We start from the raw sequence: 18,561 nt of genomic DNA, 5'->3' as shown, positions 1-18,561 counted from the left end.
GGGACGCGAGTGGCGCTCCACTGCCCCGAATGCGGCTTCGCCAACGCCGTCGGCGCGAACTACTGCCAGCGCTGCGGCGCCTTCCTGGCGACCTCTGAGCCGGACGTCTCGGACACGACCGCGACCTACCGGATCGGCGAGACCGGCGAGATCGAGCCGGTCCAGCTCGACGACGTCGTCGCGCGCGGCGCGGCGCTCGTGATCCGCTCGGGCGGCGGCCGCACCGGCGAGTCGTTCGCGATCGACGGCGAGAAGATGACGATCGGCCGCCGGCCCGACAGCGACATCTTCCTCGACGACGTGACGGTCTCGCGCGACCACGCGCTGCTGGTCCGCCGCGGCCACGAGTGGTACCTCGACGACTGCGGCTCGCTCAACGGCACCTACGTCAACCGCACGCGGATCGAGTCGCACCGCCTGCAGGACGGGGACGAGTTGCAGGTGGGCAAGTACAAGTTGGCGTATCTCTCTCGATGACGATGCCTGCCGCCTCCGGAATCCCTCAGCCGAACGTCGAGCCCGAGGCATCGGCGGCCGAGACGGCCGCGACGGCGGACGCTTCGGCCCCTGCGGCGGCGGAGGCCGGCCAGGCGAAGCGGGCGCCGATCGCGCCGCCGTCGGCGGCGCCGCGTCCCGCGCGCCAGAAGTCGCTGACGATCGGGGCCGTCTGCAAGGCGCTCAAGCAGGAGTTCCCGGACATCTCGATCTCGAAGATCCGGTACCTCGAAGACCAGAAGCTGCTGACGCCGCGCCGCACGCAGGGCGGCTACCGCGTCTACACGCAGAACGACGTGCAGCGGCTGCGCACGATCCTGCGCCTCCAGCGCGACGAGTTCCTGCCGCTGAGAGTGATCCGCCAGGAGCTGGCCTCCGGCCGCGCCGAGCGCGAGCTGAGCGCCGGCGCCAGCAGACCCGACGTCGGCTCGCTGCGCCGGCCGGCCGTCGCCGTCAGAGGTCCGGGCGCGCGCTACTCGCTCGACGACGTCGTCGAGGAGACCGGCGCCGACGCGAGACTGGTCTACGAGCTGGAGGAGTTCGGCGTGATCCGCGCCGAGCAGCGGGCCGGCGTGCGCTACTACGACGACACCGACCGCGAGATCGTCCGCGCCGTCACCGAGCTGGCGAGATACGGCGTCGCCGGCCGCAACCTGCGCGTCTTCCGGACGTCGGCCGACCGCGAGTCGGCGCTGCTGCAGCAGATCCTCGCCCCGGCGCTGCGCTCGCGCAATCCGGAGCGGCGCAGAGAGGCGGTCGAGACGCTCGAGAACCTCGCGGCGGTCGCGACCTACCTCAAGCATCTGCTGCTGATCCGCGACCTGCGCAGAATCTCCGGCTAGCGGCTACGTTCCCGGCCGTGGACCTGCGCAGCCGCATCCGCGACATCCCCGACTACCCGAAGCGGGGGATCGTCTTCCGCGACATCACGCCGCTGCTGCTCGACGCGGCGGCGCTCGACGCCGCGGTCGACGCGCTCGTCGCCTACGCGGCGCCGCGCGACGTCCAGTACGTCGTTGCGGCCGAGGCGCGCGGCTTCATCCTCGGCGCCGCCGTCGCGCGCCAGCTCGGCGCCGGCTTCGTGCCGGCCCGCAAGCCCGGCAAGCTGCCGGCCGAGACGGTCAGCGCCGAGTACATCCTCGAGTACGGCGTCGACGCGCTGGAGATGCACGCCGACGCGCTCGCGCACGGCGCCAATGTGCTCGTCCACGACGACCTGCTGGCGACCGGCGGCACCGCCCGCGCCCTCTGCGACCTCGTCGAGCAGCTCGGCGGCCACGTCGTCGGCTGCGCCTTCCTCGCGGAGCTGGCCTTCCTCGGCGGCCGCGAGCGGCTGGCGCCGTTCGACGTCCACGCGCTCGTCTCCTACGCGAGCGAGACGGAGCGGGGCGGCTGATGCCGCGCACGCGCGTCGCGCGGACGCTGCCGGCGGCGCCGGCGGAGGTGTGGAAGGTGCTCAACGACCCGTACCACCAGGAGCGCTGGTGGCCGCGGGTGCGGCGGATCGAGGGCGTCGACCTCGACCGCTTCACGCAGGTGCTGGGGACCGCGAGAGGGAAGGGCGTGCGCGCCGACTTCCGCATCGTCCGGCGCGAGGAGGAGGAGCTGCTGCAGTGGGAGCAGGAGCTGGAGGACTCGCCGTTCGAGCGGCTGCTCGACGAGGCGGTCACGACCTTCACGCTCGCCCCCGACGGCGACGGCGGCACGGTCGTGTCGGTCGAGCTGGCGCAGCGGCTGCGCGGCTGGTCGCGGCTGACGCCGTTCCTCTTCAAGGGCGCCGCCAAGCGGCAGCTCGGCGAGGCGCTGGAGGGGCTGGAGGCCGCGCTCGGCGGCCCCCAGCGGTGAACGGTCGGCGCGCTTAGGAGGCGAGCGTCGCGTCGAGCGTGATCTCCGGGACGCCGGAGAGCGCGCGGCTGACGGGGCAGCCCGCCTTCGCTCTGTCGGCCGCCTCCTTGAAGGCGGCCTCGTCGATGCCGGGGACCTTGCCGACGGTCGTCAGCTCGATCTTCGTGATCGTCGGGACGCCGTCGACCGGGCGCAGCGTGACGACTGCGTTCGTCTGGACCGAGTCGACCGGGGTGCCGGCCTGCGCGAGCGCGTTCGACAGCGCCATCGAGAAGCAGGAGGCGTGCGCGGCGGCGATCAGCTGCTCGGGGTTGGCGCCGGGGCCGTCCTCGAAGCGCGACTTGAACGAGTAGTCACCGCTGATCGTGTCGCCGGCGGTGAACGTGCCGCCGCCGGATCTCAGGTCGCCCTTCCACTCCGCGGTTCCTCTTGCAGGCATGCGCAGCTCCTTGCTCGCTGGGATAGGTGCTTCGGTGCTCGACAGCGCCGGCCGCCCGCCGAGGGCTCAACCGACTCTGTTGACTCTGAGCGTACCGACGAGGACGACGTCGGTCGGGCTCCCCGGCGCCTCGGTCGTGCCGGTCGACTCGCGCGAGACGACGACCTGGTCGTATCTCGTGGTGTCTCTCGGCAGCGCGGCGCTGACGGTGAATCTGCGCTCGTCTCTGACGAAGTTCGGGACGTAGCCGAGGAAGCGCGCTCTGCCGGTCGCTCTGGAGGTCAGCCAGGCGGCGTAGACGTCACTGGTGCTGTTGGGGTCGACGCCGCTCGTCTGCACGGCGACGATCGGTCTCCCGTCCTGGGACATGATGAAGGCGATGCCGCGCGCCTCGCCGGCGCCTCTGCCGCCGGGTGGGAAGAGGTTGACCTGCTGGAGGACGGTCGGCTCCGTGGAGGCGGCGCCGCCGGTTCTCTCCTGCTGGGCGGTCGTCTGCGCGGCGGGCGGCGCCGTGGCGCTTCCGCCGCCGCCGTCGTCGTCTCCGCCGCCGAGCACGACGATCAGCACGACGGCGACGAGCGCGGCGAGGCCGACGAGCAGCAGCGCGCCGCCGAGCTTGGAGCTGCGGCGGGGCTCCAGCTCGAAGTCGCGCGCGGTCGGGCGCGCGGGCGCGGGGCCGGGGTCGCCGGCGCGCGCCTGCTCACGCTCACGTCGATCGTCGGTCGTCCGCGGCGGGGCGGCCTGCTCGGCTGCCGGTCCGCCGTCGTCGGCGCGGTCGGTCGTCGGCGCGGTCGGGGCGGCTGCGGCGGCGACCGGTTCGGGGCCGACGTCGTCGGCGTCGTCGTGGGGCGTGACCGCGGGTGCGGCGGGCGGTGCCGCGGCTGCGGGCCGCGCGTCGGCGGCGGCGCCGTTGCGGCCCGCGGGCAGCTCTGGCAGCTCGTGCCCCTGCGCGAGCGGCGCGAGCTGGTCGCGCAGCGCCGTCGCCCAGCGGCGGGCGGCGCGCGAGTCCTGCAGGTGCTGGAGGGTGACCGCGCGGTCTCCGGGGCTCTGCTGGCCCAGCAGCCAATCGGCGATCTGGGCGCGTCGACCGGGAGTCAACGCGGCGCCCGAACCGTCGGTCACGAGCGCGTCGAGGCCGGCGTGGGCACGGGCGCGGACCGCTGCCTCGTCGATCTTCAGCAGGCCGGAGAGGTCGGCATATCCACGGCCCTGCTTGAGGATCAGCTGGAGGACGGCGCGCTGGTCGGGGGGAAGCGTCTCGAGGGCGGCGCTCATTCGAGATCAAGCCTACTATCGTCCCGCCGCGTGAGCCTCAGACCTCTTCCCCTTCCCGACAGAGGCTTCGACAGCCTCTTCGGTTACGCCGAGCTGCTCCACGGCGACGGCGAGATGCGCGCGCGGATACCGGTGAGCGCCGACCTGCTGCAGCCGTTCGGCCTCGTCCACGGAGGCCTCTACGCGAGCGTCGCCGAGACGCTCGCCTCGATGGGCACCTACCTCGGCGTCTACGAGCAGGGGATGGCCGCGATGGGCCTCTCCAACCAGACGAGCTTCATCCGCCCGATCACCGCCGGGCACGTCAACGTCGCCGCGCGCGCGATCCACCGCGGCCGCACGACCTGGATCTGGGAGGTCGAGATCCACGACGACGACGAGCGCCTCTGCGCCGTCACCCGCATGACGATCGCCGTCCGCCCGGCGCCGAGAGCCGCCTGACCGTCGCTGCGCGGGCACCCGCGCCCGGGGAGGAGCGGCGTCTTGGGGGCGATATGCACCCCCAGAACGCCACTCCTCCCGGGACGAGCCGTCGTCAGGCGAGCGCGGTGCGGATCGCCGCGGCGACCTGCTCGGGGCGGCGGACGACGGCGTCGTGGGTGAAGCGCAGGACGGTGAAGCCGGCGAGCTGGAGCGCGTTGGTCTTGTCGCGATCGCGGCCGAACGCGGCGCGATCGCGATGCCATTGCCAACCGTCGGTCTCGACGATCAGGCGCGCCTCCGGCCAGTAGGCGTCGACCTCGTAGCCGGCGACGCGGGCGTTGAGGAGCGGCTGCCCGAGGCGGTGGATCCGCACGAGCCGGCGCAGGCGCCGCTCCAGCGCCTCGCGGGTCAGCTGCGCGCCGCGGGCGGCGTGCTCCGCGAGGACCGCGCGGAGGTTGGCGTCGCCCGCGCCGCGGCGACCCCGCGCGCGCTCGCGTGCGGCGAGGACCGCTTCGAGGTCGAGCGCGCTCGCTCGCTCGGCGGCGCTGAGCGCCGACGCGAGCCGCTCGCGGGAGACGATCCCGGCGAGGTCGACGAGCGTGCGGGCGACGGTCGTCACGGGGATCGCGTCGACCACGGTGACGTCGGCGTCGTCGAGCCGCCGCCGAGCGAAGACGCGCAGCTCGCGATCGCTCGCCCGTCGGCGCGGCGTGGTCACGTCGATGCGCCCTCCGGTCCATGCATCCAGTCCATGCAGGGTCGCCGCATCGCGGTGGCTGAGCGCTGCGCCGGTCCCGCAGGCCAACACCGCGGCGAGCCAGAATCCCTCCCTGCCCAGTCGGCGGTGTCCGGGCGCGTAGACGCCGCGATGGAGCGGGACGAGCCGGCCGCCGCGCAGCCGATCGCGGATCGCGATCGGCGACAGCCCGGCATCGAGCAGCTGTCGGCGCGCAACGACGCCGTGCTGCCGCTCGGCAAGCCGTCCGATCACGCGATCCGGTGGAGGAGTGGCGCTCTGGGGGTGCATATCGCCCCCAGAGCGCCACTCCTCCGGGAACTCGCCCCTCGGATGCGCGAGCGGTTTAGTTGTTTCTTGACGCGCTGGCGAGCGGTGCGTAGCGTCTCGGCGCATTGGCGCTCGCCCTGCTCGTCGGGCCACCTGTTACGGCGCGCCGTGCGCGCCGCTGATCTGAGCCATGTCACCTTCAACACCGTCGACTGAGATGGCCGGAGAGCGTCTTCAGCATTTCCGCGTCCATACGGCAGAAGGCGTGCGTCGGACGGGTCCGGAGGGCGAGAGCGAGGTCGACGAGCAGGCGCTCGGATTTCGATGGCTGCGGTTGAGCGAGCATGCGCAGGAGTCGGAGTTGCGCAGGACCCGCCTGATGGTGCTCGAAGCGATCGAGGCGCGGGATCCGGACTGCCTGAGCACCGTCGACGTGAGCGCGTCCGACGATGCCGTCGGCTCCTGGGTCGAACGTGCGGAGTTCGAGCTTTCGCGCGACGGCACGCAGGTAGTGACGTGGACGCGCGGCGGTGGGGTCATCGCGTTGCTGACCAATCAGGAGGCCGGCGAGATCGCGCGGCGCATCGCAGGGTTCCCAGCGGAACGTGATTCGGGTGCGAACACCCGAACAGGGCCGGCGGTCACGTTGGCGGCGATCGGCTGGGCGGTGCGCGGCGCGATCGTCGTCCTCGGAGTGGCCGTGTGGATGTTGGCCGACTCGCTTCCTCTCGCAGTACGGATCGCGGTCGTGGTTGCGGTCGTGATCGTTGCGGGACTCGCGACGTGGCCGATCAACGACTGGGCGGTGGCGCGTTACCGCCGCGCGAGTTGTCAATGCTGACGGCTTCGCTTCCGGGGCGGCCGATCCGCTCGGCCATGTTCATCATCGATGGGCGGATCTGGGCGAGACGTTGGGGGCAGAGCAGTCGGAGAGGCAATTGGGAATGACGGCATGGCTTCGAGACCGACCCGCGTGGACGCTCGCAAGCGGCTATGTGCTGGCTTCGCTCGGGTGCGTGCTGGTCGTCGGCGGGCCGGGGAGCGGCACCGCCGGGAGGCTGTGCTTGTTGGCCGTGCTGGTGCTCTACGTGCTCACCGTGGTGCTTCGGAAACACCGGGCAGGCGACATCCTCGCATCGACCGTCGGTGTGACGGCGTTGCTCTCGCTTGCCAACGATGCCATCGATGTCTCTCAGCCGTGGAAGGGCGCCACGTCCGCTCTTGTGCCGCTCGCCGTCTACTGCGTATGCGATCGCGGCGGAGATGGCCCGAGGCGATCCGAGCAAGGCACTGACGTGGACAGACCGTCGCAGCGTTCCTGGTCTGTGCGGCGGTCGTGACCTGCCGCGGGATCGAGCCGGCGCGCGTGCTCCGGACAGCGATCGGAGTGTCGGGCGTCGTGTTGCTCGCTTCGGACGTGCTATCGCTCTCGCCGCCGTTCAAGGCGATGCTGGCTTTCGGGTGCCGGTTGCGGTCTACTTCACATGTGATCGCGGCCGGGCCAAGACCGATGTGCTGCATCTTGGGTCGGTCGTCTGGGTGGGAATCCAGGGAGCCATGCTCTGGCTCGCGTACAGGGCGTGACGGGAATGGCGAAAGCCGCCCGCCGCGCCGGTTTGAGCGGTCGCTGCGAGTCGCCTACCCCCGGTACCGGTTCGTGATCGGGACGCGGCGGTCGCGGCCGAAGGCGCGGCTGGTGATCTTGATGCCGGGCGGGGCCTGGCGGCGCTTGTACTCGGCGTGGTCGACGAGCGCGAGGACCCTGTCGACGTCCTTAAGGCGGAAGCCGCGCAGGAGCAGCTGGTCGCGGCCGAGGTCCTGCTCGACGTAGGCGTCGAGGATCGGGTCGAGGACGGCGTAGGGCGGGAGCGAGTCCTCGTCCTTCTGGTCGGGGCGCAGCTCGGCGCTCGGCGGGCGCTCGATGATCGACGGGGGGATCAGCGGCTCGCCGGTCGTCTCGATCGCGACCTCGTTGCGGTGGCGGCTGAGGGCGAAGACGCGGGTCTTGGGGCAGTCCTTGATGACCGCGAATCCGCCGGCGAGGTCGCCGTAGAGGGTCGAGTAGCCGACCGACATCTCCGACTTGTTGCCGGTCGCGAGGACGAGCCAGCCGAACTTGTTCGACAGTGCCATCAGCAGGTTGCCGCGGATCCGCGCCTGGAGGTTCTCCTCGGTCAGGTCGGCGGGGCGGCCGGCGAACGTCTCGGCGAGCGTCGCCGTGTACGCCTCCATCGCCGGCAGGATGTCGAACTCGAACAGCTCGACGCCGAGGTTCGCCGCCAGCTGGCGGGCGTCGGCCTGCGTCTCGCTCGACGAGTACGGCGACGGCATCACGGCGACCGAGACCGCGTCGGGGCCGAGCGCGTCGGCCGCGACGCAGGCGACGAGCGCCGAGTCGATCCCGCCGGAGAGGCCGAGCACGACCCGTCTGAAGCCGTTCTTGCCGACGTAGTCGCGCAGGCCGGTGACGAGCGCGGCGTAGACCTCGGCGGTCGGCTCCAGCAGCGGCGCGACCGTCCCGCCGGTGCGCAGCTCGCCCTCCGGCTCGGGGCCGGGCGGCAGCTCCAGCGTCGCGATCGTCGGGACTGGGCGCGCCGCCTTCGCCGCCGCGCGCTGGCGGGCGTCGCGCAGGCGGTAGGTGCGGGCCGCCTGCGGGTCGACCGTCGCGACCAGCAGCTCCTCGGTGAACTGGCCGGCGCGGGCGAGCACCTCGCCGCGGTGGTCGAGCACGAGCGAGTGGCCGTCGAAGACGAGCTCGTCCTGGCCGCCGACGAGCGCGCAGAAGGCGACGACGCACATCGTGTCGCGGGCGCGTTGGATCAGCATCCGCTCGCGCTCGAGGCCCTTGCCGGCGTGGAAGGGGGAGGCGCTGATGTTGACGATGACCGAGGCGCCGCCGTACGCCTCGTCGGAGGCCGGCGGGCCCGGCTCCCAGATGTCCTCGCAGATCGTCAGCCCGATCCGATGGCCGCCGACCTCGATCAGCGCGCCGCCCTCGCCGGTCGCGAAGTAGCGCTGCTCGTCGAAGACGCCGTAGTTGGGCAGGTAGACCTTGCGGTATATCGCCTTGACCTCGCCGTCGGCGAGGACCGCCAGCGAGTTGTAGACGTCGTCCTCCCGCTCCGGGAAGCCGACGAGCGCGACGACGTCGGTCACCTCGGCCGCCAGCCGCTCCAGCGCCGCGCGTGCGTCGCGCAGGAAGTGCTCCTTCAGCAGCAGGTCCTCCGGCGGGTAGCCGGTCAGCGCCAGCTCGGGGAAGAGCACGAGCTGCGCCTGCTGGCCGCGCGCGGCCGCGATCCCTTCGCGGATCTTCTGCTCGTTGCCGGCGATGTCGCCGACCGTGGCGTTCATCTGGCAGAGCGCCAGCCGGAGAGGGCCTGGAGGGTTCGACATGGCGGGCATGATCGCAGCCGTGCCCGGATCGACCGCGCGCGATGCGCGACCGCAGGGCCGCCCAGACGGCGCCGCGGCGGGCGCCGCCGCGCTCAGCCCGCGCCGCGCCCGAGCCAGTGGGCGGCGAACCGCTCCAGCCGCGGGTCGGCCGGGTCGTCGGTGACGAGCCGGTGGCCGGCGGCGAGCGCGACCACGCCGTCGACGCCCGCTCTGCGCACGAGCACGACCGCCTGGCCGGCCTCCTCCAGCACCGGGTCGGGCGGACCCGACAGCTCCTCGCGCAGCGCGGTCAGCGCCGGCGGTGCGCCCGCCGCGACGAGGTAGACGTTGCCGCGCGCCAGCAGCCTCGTCTGGCGCCCGTCGAGGTAGCGCTCCGGCGCGTCGAAGGCCGTGCCCGGGACGGCCGCGGCGCCGCCGGCCGGCTGCACGCCGGCCTCGTCGCGCGAGTTGAGGAAGAGGATCAGCAGCGCGACCGCGCCGAGGCCGAGCAGCAGCGCGAGCGCCGCGCCGCCGATCCGGCGCAGCGAGCGCCCTCGCGTCCGCTGGTGCTGCCCGCTCATCGGCCGGGAATCTATTCGACCGCCGCCGCCGTCGTCGTGCTCCGCACTCAACCGGAGCCGTCGCGGTAGTGCCGGAGCACGATCGCGGCCGTGCGCCGGCGCCGTACCGTTTCACGCCATGGAGACCCCCGCTGTCGACGACGCTCCGCGCGCCGCCGCCCTCGTCAACCTCACCGCCGTCGAGCGCAACGTCGCGACGCTGCGCGGCCGCCTGCGGCCCGGGGCGGTCCTGTGCGCGGTCGTGAAGGCCGACGGGTACGGGCACGGGGCGGCGCCGGTCGCCCGCGCCGCGCTCGCCGGCGGGGCGGAGAAGCTCGCGGTCGTGACCGCCGGCGAGGCGACCGCGCTGCGCGCGGCCGGGGTCGACGCGCCGCTGATCGTGCTCGGCCCGCTGCGCGGCGCCGAGGTCGCCGCCGTCGTCGCGACCGGCGCCGAGCCGGTCATCTCGACCGACGAGGAGATCGACGCGCTCGAGGCCGACGGCCGCCCCGTCGCCGTCCACCTCAAGCTCGACAGCGGGATGGGCCGCCTCGGCGAGCGCGACCCCGAGCTGGCGCTGGAGCGCTGCGCCCGCGTCGGCGCCTCCGCGACGCTCCGGCTCGCCGGCGTGATGACCCACTTCGCGACCGCCGACGTCCCCGGCGACGCCGCCTTCGCGCGCCAGCTGGAGACCTTCGCGCGCTTCGCCGAGCGGGCCCGCGCCGCCCATCCCGGGATCGTCGTCCACGCCGCCAACAGCGCGGCGACGCTCGCCGAGCCGGCCAGCCACTTCGACATGGTCCGCACCGGCGTCGCGATCTACGGGCTCGACCCGTTCGGCGCCGACCCCGCGGCGAACGGGCTGGAGCCGGCGCTGACCTGGACCAGCCGCCTCGCGGCCGTCAAGCGGATCGAGGGCGGCGGGTCGGTCGGCTACGGCCGCCGCTGGGTCGCCGCCGCGCCGACGACGATCGGGACGGTCGCGGTCGGCTACGCCGACGGCGTCCGCCGCGCGCTCGGCTTCGCGCAGCCGCCGACCGAGGTGCTCGTCGGCGGCCGGCGCGTCCCGCTCGCCGGCACCGTCTCGATGGACAGCTTCGGCGTCGAGCTGCCGGACGACCTCCCGGCGCGCCCCGGCGACCGCGTGACGCTGATCGGCGCCGACGGCGGCGAGCGCGTCACCGCCGAGGAGCTCGCCGCCCGCCTGCAGACGATCAACTACGAGATCGCCTGCGGGATCTCGGCGCGCGTCCCGCGCGTGTACCACCGCGACGGCGCCGTCGTCGATCCCGCCTGACCACGACCCCGTCGACCATCGGAGGAACCCGCATGAGCGATCGCCGCGCGATCAACTCGCCCGCAGCCCCGGCCGCGATCGGCCCCTACGTCCACGCCGTCGCGACCGGCAACCTGCTGTTCGTCTCGGGCCAGATCCCGCTCGACGCCGAGAGCGGCGAGCTGGTCGGCACGACGCCGGCCGAGCAGGCCGACAAGGCGCTGCAGAACCTCAAGGCCGTCATCGAGGAGGCCGGCGCGACGCTCGCCGACGTCGTCCGCGCGACGGTCTACATGACCGACCTCGGCGCCTTCGCGGAGGTCAACGAGGTCTACGCCCGCTACTTCCCGAACGATCCGCCGGCCCGCGCCGCGATCGGCGTCGCCGCGCTGCCGCTGGGCTCGCAGGTCGAGGTCGACGCGATCGTCGTCCTGCCGGCGTAGGATTGGACCGGCCGCCGCGACGTCGCGGCGGCCGGTCACCCGATGGCTGCGCCTTCCGACCCTCTCGTCAGATGAACGCCGAGCGCCTGTGCCGGGAGCTCGGCCCCGGGTTGCTGCGCACCGTCGTCCCGCCCGCGCGCGACGACCGCCAGATCGCCTCGATCGTCGTCTGCGGGCTGCCCGAGGAGTTGACCGAGGGCGACCGCGACAGCCTCGTGCTGGCCGTCGGCGCGACCTCGCCGGAGGCGCGCGCGGCGATCGTCGCCGCGGCCGGCCGCCGCGGCGCCGCCGCCGTCGTCGTGAAGGCCTACGAGCCGATCGACGACGCCGTCCGCGAGGCGGCCCGCGACGCCGGCGTCGCGCTGCTGAGCACCGACCGCGAGGTCGCGTGGGCGCGGCTGCAGGAGCTGATCGCCTCCGCGGTCGACTCGCTGCGCGCGACAGAGCTGCTGCCTGCCTCGGTCGCCGCCTCCGGCGACCTGTTCGCGCTCGCCGACGCGACCGCCGCCGCCTGCGGGGCGCCGGTGACGATCGAGGACCCCGCCTCCCACGTGCTCGCCTTCTCGCGCGAGGGCCAGGACGTCGACCCCGTGCGGGTCGCGACGATCCTCGGCCGCCGCGTCCCCGGCCGCTGGGCGAGCGCGCTGCGCCAGCAGGCCGAGCTCGACGGCGTGCTGGCCAGAGACGAGCCGGCCGTGATCGACCTGCCCGGGATGGCGCCGCGGCGGCTGATCGCGATCCGCAGCGGCGGCGTGCTGCTCGGCTCGATCTGGCTCGCCGGGCCGACCGACGACGCCGCCGACGACGTGCTGCGCGAGGCGGCCGCGGTCGCCGCGCTGCAGCTGCTGCGCCGCCGCGCCGAGCGCGAGCTCGAGCACGCGGTCCGCTCGGCGGCCGTCACCGACCTGCTGCTGACCGGCCGGCTGTCGGCCCGCGCCGAGGAGGAGACGGGGCTGCGCGCCGGCGACGCCTTCGCCGTCCTCGCCGTCGCGCTCGACGACGCGGGGCCCGACGGCGACGCCGCCGCCCACGACCAGCTCGCCGACCTGCTCGCCGCCCACCTGCGCGCCTTCCGCCGCCGCTCGGTCCACGGCGTGCTCGACGGGCGCGGCTACGTCGTCGTCGCCTGCGACGGCGACGCGGAGCGCGACGTGCTGCTCGGCCGCTTCGAGGACGGCCTCACGCGCGCGCGGCGGACGATCGGCTCGCCGGTGCGCGCCGGCCTCGGCGCGATCGCCCCGGAGCCGGCGGCGCTGCCGGACGCGCGCGCGACCGCCGACCGCGCGCTGGCGCTCGGCGCGGAGGGAAGGGCGATCGCGACCTTCGACGACGTGCGCGCGGCGGCGCTCGTCGAGGACGTCGAGCGGTTCGTCGGCGGCTGGCGCGAGGGGCGCTCGTCGCAGCTGCGGACGCTGCTCGAGCACGACCGCGTCCACGGCACCGAGCTGACCGAGACGGTGCGGCTCGTGCTGGAGCTGTTCGGCGACACCTCGACCGCCGCCAGACGGCTCCACGTCCACGCCAACACGGTCCGCTACCGGCTGCGCCAGGCGACCGAGCTGACCGGGATCCGCCTCACCGACGGGACGGCGCGGCTGGCGCTCGAGCTGGAGCTGCGATCGCTCGAGCGCGAGCGCCGCGGCGGCGGCTGAGCAGGGGCTGCGGCCGCCGGCGCGGCGCCGGCGTCCAGGGCCGGCGCCGGCTGCGGTGCGACCGCGTCGTCAGGCCGCCTGGCGGGCGCGGTTGCCGAAGCGGGCGAGCGAGAACGGCGCCGGCGGCGGCGCGGCCGCCTCGTCAGGCCGCCTGGCGGGCGCGGTTGCCGAAGCGGGCGAGCGAGAACGGCGCCAGCTCGGCGGAGACGCGGCCGTCGAGGACGGTCGGCGCGAGCACCTCGCCGGTCGTCGGGCCGAGCGTCACGCCGAGCATCGCGTGGCCGGTCGCGACGTGGAGGCCGGGGAGGCCGGGGACCGGGCCGATCGCCGGCAGGCCGTCGGGCAGCATCGGGCGGAAGCCGGCCCACTCGACCTCGCCGGCGTCGTCCCAGCGGGCGAGCGAGCGCTTGCCGGCCGCCTTGATCGCGGCGATTCGGCTGCGGTTGAGGCCCGGGTCGGAGGAGCCGAGCTCCATCGTGCCGGCGAGGCGGACGCCGCCGTCGAACGGGGTGACCGCGACGCGGTCCTCGAGCAGGTACATCGCGCCCTTGGGCTTGATGCCCGGGGTGGGGGCGGTGACGCTGTAGCCCTTGCCGCCCTCCAGCGGGAGCTTGACGCCGAGCGGGCTCAGCAGCTCGTCGGCCTGCCAGCCGGTCGCGACGACCACTCTGGAGGCGACGATCGGCTCGCCGGGGCCGTCGTGCTCGACGCGCCACCTGCCGCCGGCGGCCGCGATCGAGCGGACGGTGACGCCCTCGCGCAGGTCGGCGCGACCGCCGGCGAGGTGGGCGACGAGGCCGGCGGTGACCGTCTCGGGACGGACGTGGCGCTCGTCGATCGCGAGCACGCTGCCGGCGAGGCGGTCGGTCAGCGCCGGCTCGTGGGCGAGCGTCTCGGCTCTGTTCATCTCGCGGATCTCGCCGAGGTAGCCGAGCGCCTGCGCGTCGCGCAGGATCTGCGCCTCCGAGCGCACGCCCGCCTCCGAGCGGCCGATGAACAGCAGGCCGGCGGAGTGCATCTCCATCTCGACGCCCTCGGCCGCGAGGCGGTCGAAGTCGTCGAGCACGCGCGCGCCGAGCGCCGCCAGCGCCGCCATGCCGGCGCCGTAGCGCTTCGGCTTCGTCGCGCGCCAGAAGTCGTAGGACCAGCGCAGGAAGCTGAGCTTCGGCGTCGGGCGCACGAGCAGCGGGCTGCGCGGGTTGGGCATCCACTTGATCGCCTGCGCCATCACGCCCGGACCGGGCACGGGATTGGCGAGACCGGGGGAGATCCAGCCGGCGTTGCCCTCAGAGGCGCCTCTGCCGAATCTGCCCTGCTCGAGCACGACCGTCTCGGCTCCGCGGCGGGCAAGCGACTCCGCCACGCTGAGGCCGATGACTCCACCACCGATGATCACGACGTCCATGACGGCGATGGTAGGTCCGTGCCGAGCCCTGCTGGTGGTGGGTTGCCACCGTCTTGGAGGGGTCGCTTAGGTGGCGGCAACCACGGCCGCCGGGCGGCCGTTGCGGCGTCTGCGCGGCGAGTCGAGCGGCGGCAGGCCGGCCGCGTCGGCCAGCTCCTCCAGCGCCTCCGACAGCTGGCCGGCGAGCAGCTCGAGGTCGGGGAGGGCGTCGAAGTCGGCGTTGAGGCCGAAGGAGATGCGGCCGTCGTAGCTCATGATCGCGATCCCGAGCGCCTGGTTCTGGGCGAGCGGGACCATCGGGTAGATCGCCTCCATCCGGCGGCCGAGCACGTACAGCGGCAGCTGCGGGCCGGGGACGTTGGTGACGACGAGGTTGAAGAAGCGCTGGTGGGCCTGCAGCCGCGCCGCCTGCGCCATCACCGTCGGCGGCGCGAAGCCGGTCAGCTCGGTCAGCACGCGCGCGCCGACCGCCTGGCCCGACTCCTTCAGCCCCTCCATCTCGCCCTTCACCAGCTCGAGCCGCTCGAGCGGCTCGGTGACCCCGACCGGCAGGCCGGCCCAGACGGCGGCGACCTGGTTGCCGAGCGCGCCGCGCTCGGCGTCGGCGCGGACCGAGACGGGGATCATCGCCCGCAGCACGAGGTCGATCGTCGGGTGGCCGTGGGCGCGCAGGTAGCGGCCGAGGCCGCCGGCGACGGTGCAGAGGACGACGTCGTTGACGGTCCCGCCGAGCGCGTTCTTGATCGCCTTCACGCGCTCGAGGTCCTCGTTGTCCCAGGTGAAGCGGCGGTGGGGGCCGATCCGCACGTTGAGCGGGCTCGACGGCGCGCCGCGCACGCCGGGGAGCGTGAACGACCCGACCGCGGCGAGATCCTCGACGACCTTCTTGACGACCCGGCGCGGAGCGCGCAGCGTGGCGCGCAGCCCGCGCGCGATCTCGCCGGGGACGGTCGTCCGCTCCAGCAGCGCGTCGGCGAGCAGCTGCGCGTCGGACGGGAGCGGGCGCGGGACCCACGGCGCGTCGGGCCGCGGCGTCGCCGGCGGGTCGCGCGTGAGGTCGAAGAGGACGGTCGTGATGTCGACGCCGGAGATCCCGTCGACGAGCGCGTGGTGGGTCTTGCCCAGCAGCGCGAAGCGGCCGTCGGCGAGTCCCTCGACCAGCCACAGCTCCCACAGCGGCTTGTTGCGGTCGAGCTGCTGCGAGAAGGCGCGGCCGGCGAGCTGCTTCAGCTCCTCCTCGCCGCCCGGCCGCGGGAGCGCGTGGTGCTGGACGTGGTAGCGGGTGTTGAAGTGCGGGTCGTCGACCCACACCGGTCGCCCCTGTCCGTAGGGGACGAACGCCAGCCGCTGCCGGTAGCGGGGCACCAGGTGGAGGCGCGACTCGACGTGCGCGACCAGCTCGTCGTGGGACGGCGGCGGTCCTTCGAAGACCATGCACGAGGCGACGTGCATGTGCGTGGCCGCGTCGTGCTCGAGATGGAGGAAGGAGGCGTCGAGCCCCGAGAGGCGGTCGGAGTTGGCCACGTCCCGCATTGTGGAGGGTCGCCGCGTGGCGCGCAACGCATGAGCTTCGTTGAAGTTTGGTGAGAAATCGGCCGCTTTCGGCCCGCGGGGCGTCAGGTCTCTGACGATTCGCCGGGATCTGTGAGATCGGGCACAGAGGCGCTGCCGGGCGCGGGTACGGTGGCGACTCACATCCGACCTGCCGAATCGCCCTCGTCCGAACACGGGGGCGAACGGGGGACCCACCTGCCGGGACCGTCATCTCTCCCGGCCGGGGCGAATCGGCGGCTGATGCCGCCGTAGCGCCGATCGAGCGAGCCGCCGCGCCGCGCCTGCCATGCGCCGCGCCGAGCGCCGCCGCGATCGCCGCGAGCCCGTCAGCTAACCCCGTAGGCGTGCGGTCGGCACGAATGGAGGTCACGCTCCGTTGCGCACGCAACCGACGTCGTTGCGCGCGCGGCCGCGGCACGTCGCGGCCGGCGCGCTTGCAATCGGCACCGCTCTCTCCGCCGCCGCGATCGCGGTCGCCGCGCCCGGCGGCGCCGCCGCCCCCGCGGCCGCTCCCGCTCCGGCCGGCGCCCCGTCGCCCGCGGCCGGCGCCCCGCTCGCCGCGCTCGCCGCGCCGAGCGCCAAGGTGCAGGACCGGCGGCTGCGCTTCGACCAGCGCGTCGTCGTGAAGGGCCGCGCGCAGGCCGGCTCGGTCGTGCTCCAGCACCGGCCGGCGGGCAGCAGATGGCGCTCGATCAGGCACACGGCCGTGAGCGCCGACGGCCGCTACCGCCTCGCCGCGAAGCTGCGCAGCTCCGGCCGCGTCCGCGTCGTCGCCGCACGGGCCCCCGCGGCGGCCGAGGCCGCCGCCGAGGCGCAGGCGGCGAGCGCCGTCAGCCGCTCCCACCGCGTCGCGGTCGCGGCGCAGCTCGTCGTCAAGCGCCGCACCCATCGAGCCGACGCCGGCGAGGCGGTGAAGGTCCGCGGCGTCCTCTTCCCGCGCAAGCGCGGCGCGCGCGTCACCGTCGAGGGGCGCGTCGACGGACGCTGGAAGGCGGTCGGTCGCGCCAGCACGCGCGGCGACGGCCACTTCGCCGCCCGCGTCGGAGCGCGCCTGGGCACGACGCCGCTGCGGATCCGCTCGGCCGGCACGAAGCGCAACGTCGCGACGAAGGCCGAGGCCGGCGCCGTCCAGGGCTTCCGCACCGGCCTCGCCTCGTGGTACTGGCTCTATGGCAGCCCGCTCGCCTGCGGCGGCACGCTCGGCTACTCGCAGCTCGGCGTCGCCCACAAGACGCTCCCGTGCGGGACGAAGGTGACGATCCGCTACCGCGGCCGGCAGGTCACGGTCCCGGTCGTCGACCGCGGCCCCTACGTCGGCGGGCGCGAGTGGGACCTCACCGGCGCGACCGCCCGCGCGCTCGGCTTCAGCGGCGTCGGCGTCGTGCGCACGACCGTCTAGGACCGGCCCCGCGCCCGGTGCCCGGGCGGCCTCGGCGGCCGCCTGGCGCCGCGGCGCGGCGGGTGCGGGCGGGCCACTCCCATCCCCTGCCCGTCCGCACCCGCCGCGCGGCGGCGTCGGCGCGCCGGGCGCCATGCCCTCCGGCGGCGCGCGTACCATGGTGATGTGGGAACAGACGTTCGCCCCGCCGACGGCTCGCAGCCTGCGCCCAAGCGCGTGATCGCGCATCTCGACTGCGACGCCTTCTACGCCTCGGTCGAGCTGCTGAGACGGCCCGAGCCGAGAGACAAGGCGGTGATCGTCGCCCACGACGGGCCGCGCTCGGTCGTCACGACCGCCTCCTACGCGGCGCGCAGATACGGCGTCGGCTCGGCGATGCCGCTGTCGCGCGCGAAGCGGCTCTGCCCGCACGCGATCCTCGTGCCGCCCGACTTCGCCTCCTACAAACGCGTCTCGCGCGAGCTGTGGGCGATCGTCTCCGGCCGGCTGGGCGCGCTTCAGCACCTCGGCCTCGACGAGGCCTATGCCGACCTGACCGGGGTCGAGAAGCCGGTGCGGGTGCTGCGCGAGCTGGTCGCGGAGGTGAGGGGGCGGACCGGGATCACGGTCTCGGTCGGCATCGGCCCGTCGCGGCTGGTCGCGAAGATCTGCTCCGACCTCGGCAAGCCGGCCGGCTTCGTCGCGATGGGGCGCGAGGAGGCGGCCCGGCGGTTCGCCGGCCACCCGCCGAAGCTGCTGCCTGGGATCGGGCCCAAGAGCGCCGAGCGGCTGCGCGAGCTGGGGATCGAGACGATCGGCCAGCTCCAGCGCACGCCGCTGGAGACCCTGACCGCCCGCTTCGGCGCCAACCATGGCGCCGACCTGCTGCGCCGCGCCCACTTCCACGACGATTCGCCTGTCGAGACCGAGCGGGTGCTGAAGTCCCGCTCCAACGAACGCACCTTCGACGAGGACGTCGCCTCGCTCGCCGAGCTGGAGGAGGTGCTGCGGAGGCTGGCGCGCGAGCTGTGCGAGGGGCTCCGGAGACGCGGCACGCGCGGCCGCACGATCGCGATCAAGGTCCGCCTCGACGACTGGACGACCGTCACCCGCGCCCGCACGATCGACGCGCACACGAACGACACGGCCCTCGTCACCGAGGTCGCGCTGGAGCTGCTGCGCGCCTACGCGCCGCCGCGCCCGGTCCGCCTGCTCGGCGTGCGGCTCGCCGGCTTCGATGAGGAGGGCGGGGGCGCCGCCGCCCCGCCCCGCAACGCCGCCCAGCTCGCGCTGCCGCTGTAGCGCCCGCCCGCCCGCGAGCCCGCTCCGCCGGGACCTCTGTCATCCAGCCGTCGCTCACAGACGGCTGGATGACGAAGGTCCGGGATTGGTGCGGCGGCGGGGTGGGCAGACACCTTGCTCAGGCACCTAACCGTTG

At 74.4% G+C, this 18,561-nt stretch carries 20 protein-coding genes; 13 read left to right on the top strand and 7 right to left on the bottom strand.

All coding sequences use genetic code 11. The features are described from left to right. Nucleotides 1-9: 9 nt before the first annotated feature. From BDZ31_RS25570 to BDZ31_RS16025, 4 genes are read left to right on the top strand one after another with little or no spacing between them, the layout of a single operon-like run. Nucleotides 10-477, top strand: coding sequence for an FHA domain-containing protein (locus tag BDZ31_RS25570; protein WP_183343348.1), 468 nt, complete (start codon nt 10-12; stop codon nt 475-477). After that, nucleotides 474-1,337 (top strand): transcriptional regulator FtsR, encoded by an 864-nt coding sequence (ftsR, locus tag BDZ31_RS16035; protein ID WP_183343347.1) that lies wholly within the window; start codon nt 474-476, stop codon nt 1,335-1,337. Before BDZ31_RS25570 ends, ftsR begins: the two co-directional genes overlap by 4 nt. A 17-nt stretch (nt 1,338-1,354) precedes the next feature. Then, nucleotides 1,355-1,891, top strand: coding sequence for an adenine phosphoribosyltransferase (locus tag BDZ31_RS16030; RefSeq protein WP_183343346.1), 537 nt, complete (start codon nt 1,355-1,357; stop codon nt 1,889-1,891). Then, nucleotides 1,891-2,340 carry an SRPBCC family protein gene (locus BDZ31_RS16025; RefSeq protein ID WP_183343345.1) on the top strand — a complete coding sequence of 150 codons (450 nt, stop codon included), beginning with the start codon at nt 1,891-1,893 and terminating at the stop codon, nt 2,338-2,340. The genes BDZ31_RS16030 and BDZ31_RS16025 overlap by 1 nt, the downstream gene beginning before the upstream one ends. A gap of 13 nt (nt 2,341-2,353) precedes the next feature. On the opposite strand, the gene BDZ31_RS16020 is transcribed toward BDZ31_RS16025, so the two are convergent. Together BDZ31_RS16020 and BDZ31_RS16015 are read right to left on the bottom strand one after the other, a co-directional pair. Next, the gene (locus BDZ31_RS16020; protein ID WP_183343344.1) at nt 2,354-2,779 is read right to left on the bottom strand and encodes an OsmC family protein; all 426 of its coding nucleotides are present in this window, start codon (nt 2,777-2,779) and stop codon (nt 2,354-2,356) included. Nucleotides 2,780-2,845: 66 nt separating this feature from the next. Then, nucleotides 2,846-4,054 (bottom strand): RNA polymerase sigma factor, encoded by a 1,209-nt coding sequence (locus tag BDZ31_RS16015; RefSeq protein WP_183343343.1) that lies wholly within the window; start codon nt 4,052-4,054, stop codon nt 2,846-2,848. Between the two features lie 30 nt (nt 4,055-4,084). Here BDZ31_RS16015 and BDZ31_RS16010 point away from each other — a divergent pair, with 30 nt between their 5' ends. Further along, nucleotides 4,085-4,495, top strand: coding sequence for a hotdog fold thioesterase (locus BDZ31_RS16010; protein WP_183343342.1), 411 nt, complete (start codon nt 4,085-4,087; stop codon nt 4,493-4,495). Nucleotides 4,496-4,589: 94 nt separating this feature from the next. On the opposite strand, the gene BDZ31_RS16005 is transcribed toward BDZ31_RS16010, so the two are convergent. Next, nucleotides 4,590-5,402: a DUF559 domain-containing protein gene (locus tag BDZ31_RS16005; protein WP_246345358.1), complete on the bottom strand. Its 813-nt coding sequence runs from the start codon at nt 5,400-5,402 to the stop codon at nt 4,590-4,592. Here BDZ31_RS16005 and BDZ31_RS25080 point away from each other — a divergent pair. The 3 genes from BDZ31_RS25080 to BDZ31_RS15995 all read left to right on the top strand — a co-directional run bounded on the left by BDZ31_RS25080 (nt 5,346) and on the right by BDZ31_RS15995 (nt 6,823). Further along, entirely contained in the window at nt 5,346-5,699 is a 354-nt protein-coding gene (locus BDZ31_RS25080; RefSeq protein ID WP_246345374.1) for a hypothetical protein, read from the top strand. The genes BDZ31_RS16005 and BDZ31_RS25080 overlap by 57 nt on opposite strands. 1 nt (nt 5,700) lies before the next feature. After that, entirely contained in the window at nt 5,701-6,324 is a 624-nt protein-coding gene (locus BDZ31_RS16000; RefSeq protein WP_183343340.1) for a hypothetical protein, read from the top strand. Between the two features lie 103 nt (nt 6,325-6,427). Further along, nucleotides 6,428-6,823: a hypothetical protein gene (locus BDZ31_RS15995; RefSeq protein WP_183343339.1), complete on the top strand. Its 396-nt coding sequence runs from the start codon at nt 6,428-6,430 to the stop codon at nt 6,821-6,823. Nucleotides 6,824-7,121: 298 nt separating this feature from the next. Here BDZ31_RS15995 and BDZ31_RS15990 read toward each other — a convergent pair whose 3' ends face one another. Both BDZ31_RS15990 and BDZ31_RS15985 read right to left on the bottom strand, forming a co-directional pair. Continuing rightward, the gene (locus BDZ31_RS15990; protein ID WP_246345264.1) at nt 7,122-8,876 is read right to left on the bottom strand and encodes an NAD+ synthase; all 1,755 of its coding nucleotides are present in this window, start codon (nt 8,874-8,876) and stop codon (nt 7,122-7,124) included. Nucleotides 8,877-8,968: 92 nt separating this feature from the next. Beyond that, nucleotides 8,969-9,436: a thioredoxin-like domain-containing protein gene (locus tag BDZ31_RS15985; RefSeq protein ID WP_183343337.1), complete on the bottom strand. Its 468-nt coding sequence runs from the start codon at nt 9,434-9,436 to the stop codon at nt 8,969-8,971. A 118-nt stretch (nt 9,437-9,554) separates the two neighbouring features. Between BDZ31_RS15985 and alr the strand changes: the two genes are divergently transcribed. The 3 genes from alr (at nt 9,555) to BDZ31_RS15970 (ending at nt 12,786) form a co-directional block, all read left to right on the top strand. Next, complete coding sequence (gene alr, locus BDZ31_RS15980; protein WP_183343336.1) at nt 9,555-10,712, top strand: alanine racemase; 1,158 nt, start codon at nt 9,555-9,557, stop codon at nt 10,710-10,712. A gap of 32 nt (nt 10,713-10,744) precedes the next feature. After that, nucleotides 10,745-11,134 (top strand): Rid family detoxifying hydrolase, encoded by a 390-nt coding sequence (locus BDZ31_RS15975; RefSeq protein WP_183343335.1) that lies wholly within the window; start codon nt 10,745-10,747, stop codon nt 11,132-11,134. A 71-nt stretch (nt 11,135-11,205) separates the two neighbouring features. Further along, nucleotides 11,206-12,786 carry a PucR family transcriptional regulator gene (locus BDZ31_RS15970; protein WP_183343334.1) on the top strand — a complete coding sequence of 527 codons (1,581 nt, stop codon included), beginning with the start codon at nt 11,206-11,208 and terminating at the stop codon, nt 12,784-12,786. A 142-nt stretch (nt 12,787-12,928) separates the two neighbouring features. Here the strand turns inward: BDZ31_RS15970 and BDZ31_RS15965 are convergent, their stop codons facing one another. Then, a complete protein-coding gene (locus BDZ31_RS15965) occupies nt 12,929-14,191 on the bottom strand; it encodes an NAD(P)/FAD-dependent oxidoreductase (protein ID WP_183343333.1) in 1,263 nt (420 codons plus the stop codon). A 66-nt stretch (nt 14,192-14,257) separates the two neighbouring features. Next, nucleotides 14,258-15,724: a WS/DGAT/MGAT family O-acyltransferase gene (locus tag BDZ31_RS15960; protein ID WP_183343332.1), complete on the bottom strand. Its 1,467-nt coding sequence runs from the start codon at nt 15,722-15,724 to the stop codon at nt 14,258-14,260. Between the two features lie 397 nt (nt 15,725-16,121). Here BDZ31_RS15960 and BDZ31_RS15955 point away from each other — a divergent pair, with 397 nt between their 5' ends. Together BDZ31_RS15955 and dinB are read left to right on the top strand one after the other, a co-directional pair. Further along, nucleotides 16,122-17,144 carry a septal ring lytic transglycosylase RlpA family protein gene (locus tag BDZ31_RS15955; RefSeq protein WP_183343331.1) on the top strand — a complete coding sequence of 341 codons (1,023 nt, stop codon included), beginning with the start codon at nt 16,122-16,124 and terminating at the stop codon, nt 17,142-17,144. A 165-nt stretch (nt 17,145-17,309) separates the two neighbouring features. After that, complete coding sequence (gene dinB / locus BDZ31_RS15950) at nt 17,310-18,425, top strand: DNA polymerase IV (protein ID WP_183343330.1); 1,116 nt, start codon at nt 17,310-17,312, stop codon at nt 18,423-18,425. Nucleotides 18,426-18,561: the final 136 nt, after the last annotated feature.

Source organism: Conexibacter arvalis (assembly GCF_014199525.1).
In the GTDB taxonomy this organism is placed as follows: Bacteria; Actinomycetota; Thermoleophilia; order Solirubrobacterales; family Solirubrobacteraceae; genus Conexibacter; species Conexibacter arvalis.
Note: the sequence above shows the minus strand (reverse complement) of the source record. Positions and strands in the feature narration are given on the sequence as shown.

Coding starts and splice junctions, on each gene's coding strand:
- BDZ31_RS15995 (WP_183343339.1), top strand. CDS start 6,428: ATGACGGCATGGCTTCGAGACCGACCCGCGTGGACGCTCGCAAGCGGC.
- BDZ31_RS15990 (WP_246345264.1), bottom strand. CDS start 8,876: ATGTCGAACCCTCCAGGCCCTCTCCGGCTGGCGCTCTGCCAGATGAAC.
- BDZ31_RS25080 (WP_246345374.1), top strand. CDS start 5,346: ATGGAGCGGGACGAGCCGGCCGCCGCGCAGCCGATCGCGGATCGCGAT.
- BDZ31_RS15985 (WP_183343337.1), bottom strand. CDS start 9,436: ATGAGCGGGCAGCACCAGCGGACGCGAGGGCGCTCGCTGCGCCGGATC.
- BDZ31_RS15970 (WP_183343334.1), top strand. CDS start 11,206: ATGAACGCCGAGCGCCTGTGCCGGGAGCTCGGCCCCGGGTTGCTGCGC.
- BDZ31_RS15975 (WP_183343335.1), top strand. CDS start 10,745: ATGAGCGATCGCCGCGCGATCAACTCGCCCGCAGCCCCGGCCGCGATC.
- BDZ31_RS16025 (WP_183343345.1), top strand. CDS start 1,891: ATGCCGCGCACGCGCGTCGCGCGGACGCTGCCGGCGGCGCCGGCGGAG.
- BDZ31_RS15965 (WP_183343333.1), bottom strand. CDS start 14,191: ATGGACGTCGTGATCATCGGTGGTGGAGTCATCGGCCTCAGCGTGGCG.
- BDZ31_RS16015 (WP_183343343.1), bottom strand. CDS start 4,054: ATGAGCGCCGCCCTCGAGACGCTTCCCCCCGACCAGCGCGCCGTCCTC.
- BDZ31_RS15960 (WP_183343332.1), bottom strand. CDS start 15,724: ATGCGGGACGTGGCCAACTCCGACCGCCTCTCGGGGCTCGACGCCTCC.
- alr (WP_183343336.1), top strand. CDS start 9,555: ATGGAGACCCCCGCTGTCGACGACGCTCCGCGCGCCGCCGCCCTCGTC.
- BDZ31_RS16020 (WP_183343344.1), bottom strand. CDS start 2,779: ATGCCTGCAAGAGGAACCGCGGAGTGGAAGGGCGACCTGAGATCCGGC.
- BDZ31_RS16000 (WP_183343340.1), top strand. CDS start 5,701: ATGGCCGGAGAGCGTCTTCAGCATTTCCGCGTCCATACGGCAGAAGGC.
- ftsR (WP_183343347.1), top strand. CDS start 474: ATGACGATGCCTGCCGCCTCCGGAATCCCTCAGCCGAACGTCGAGCCC.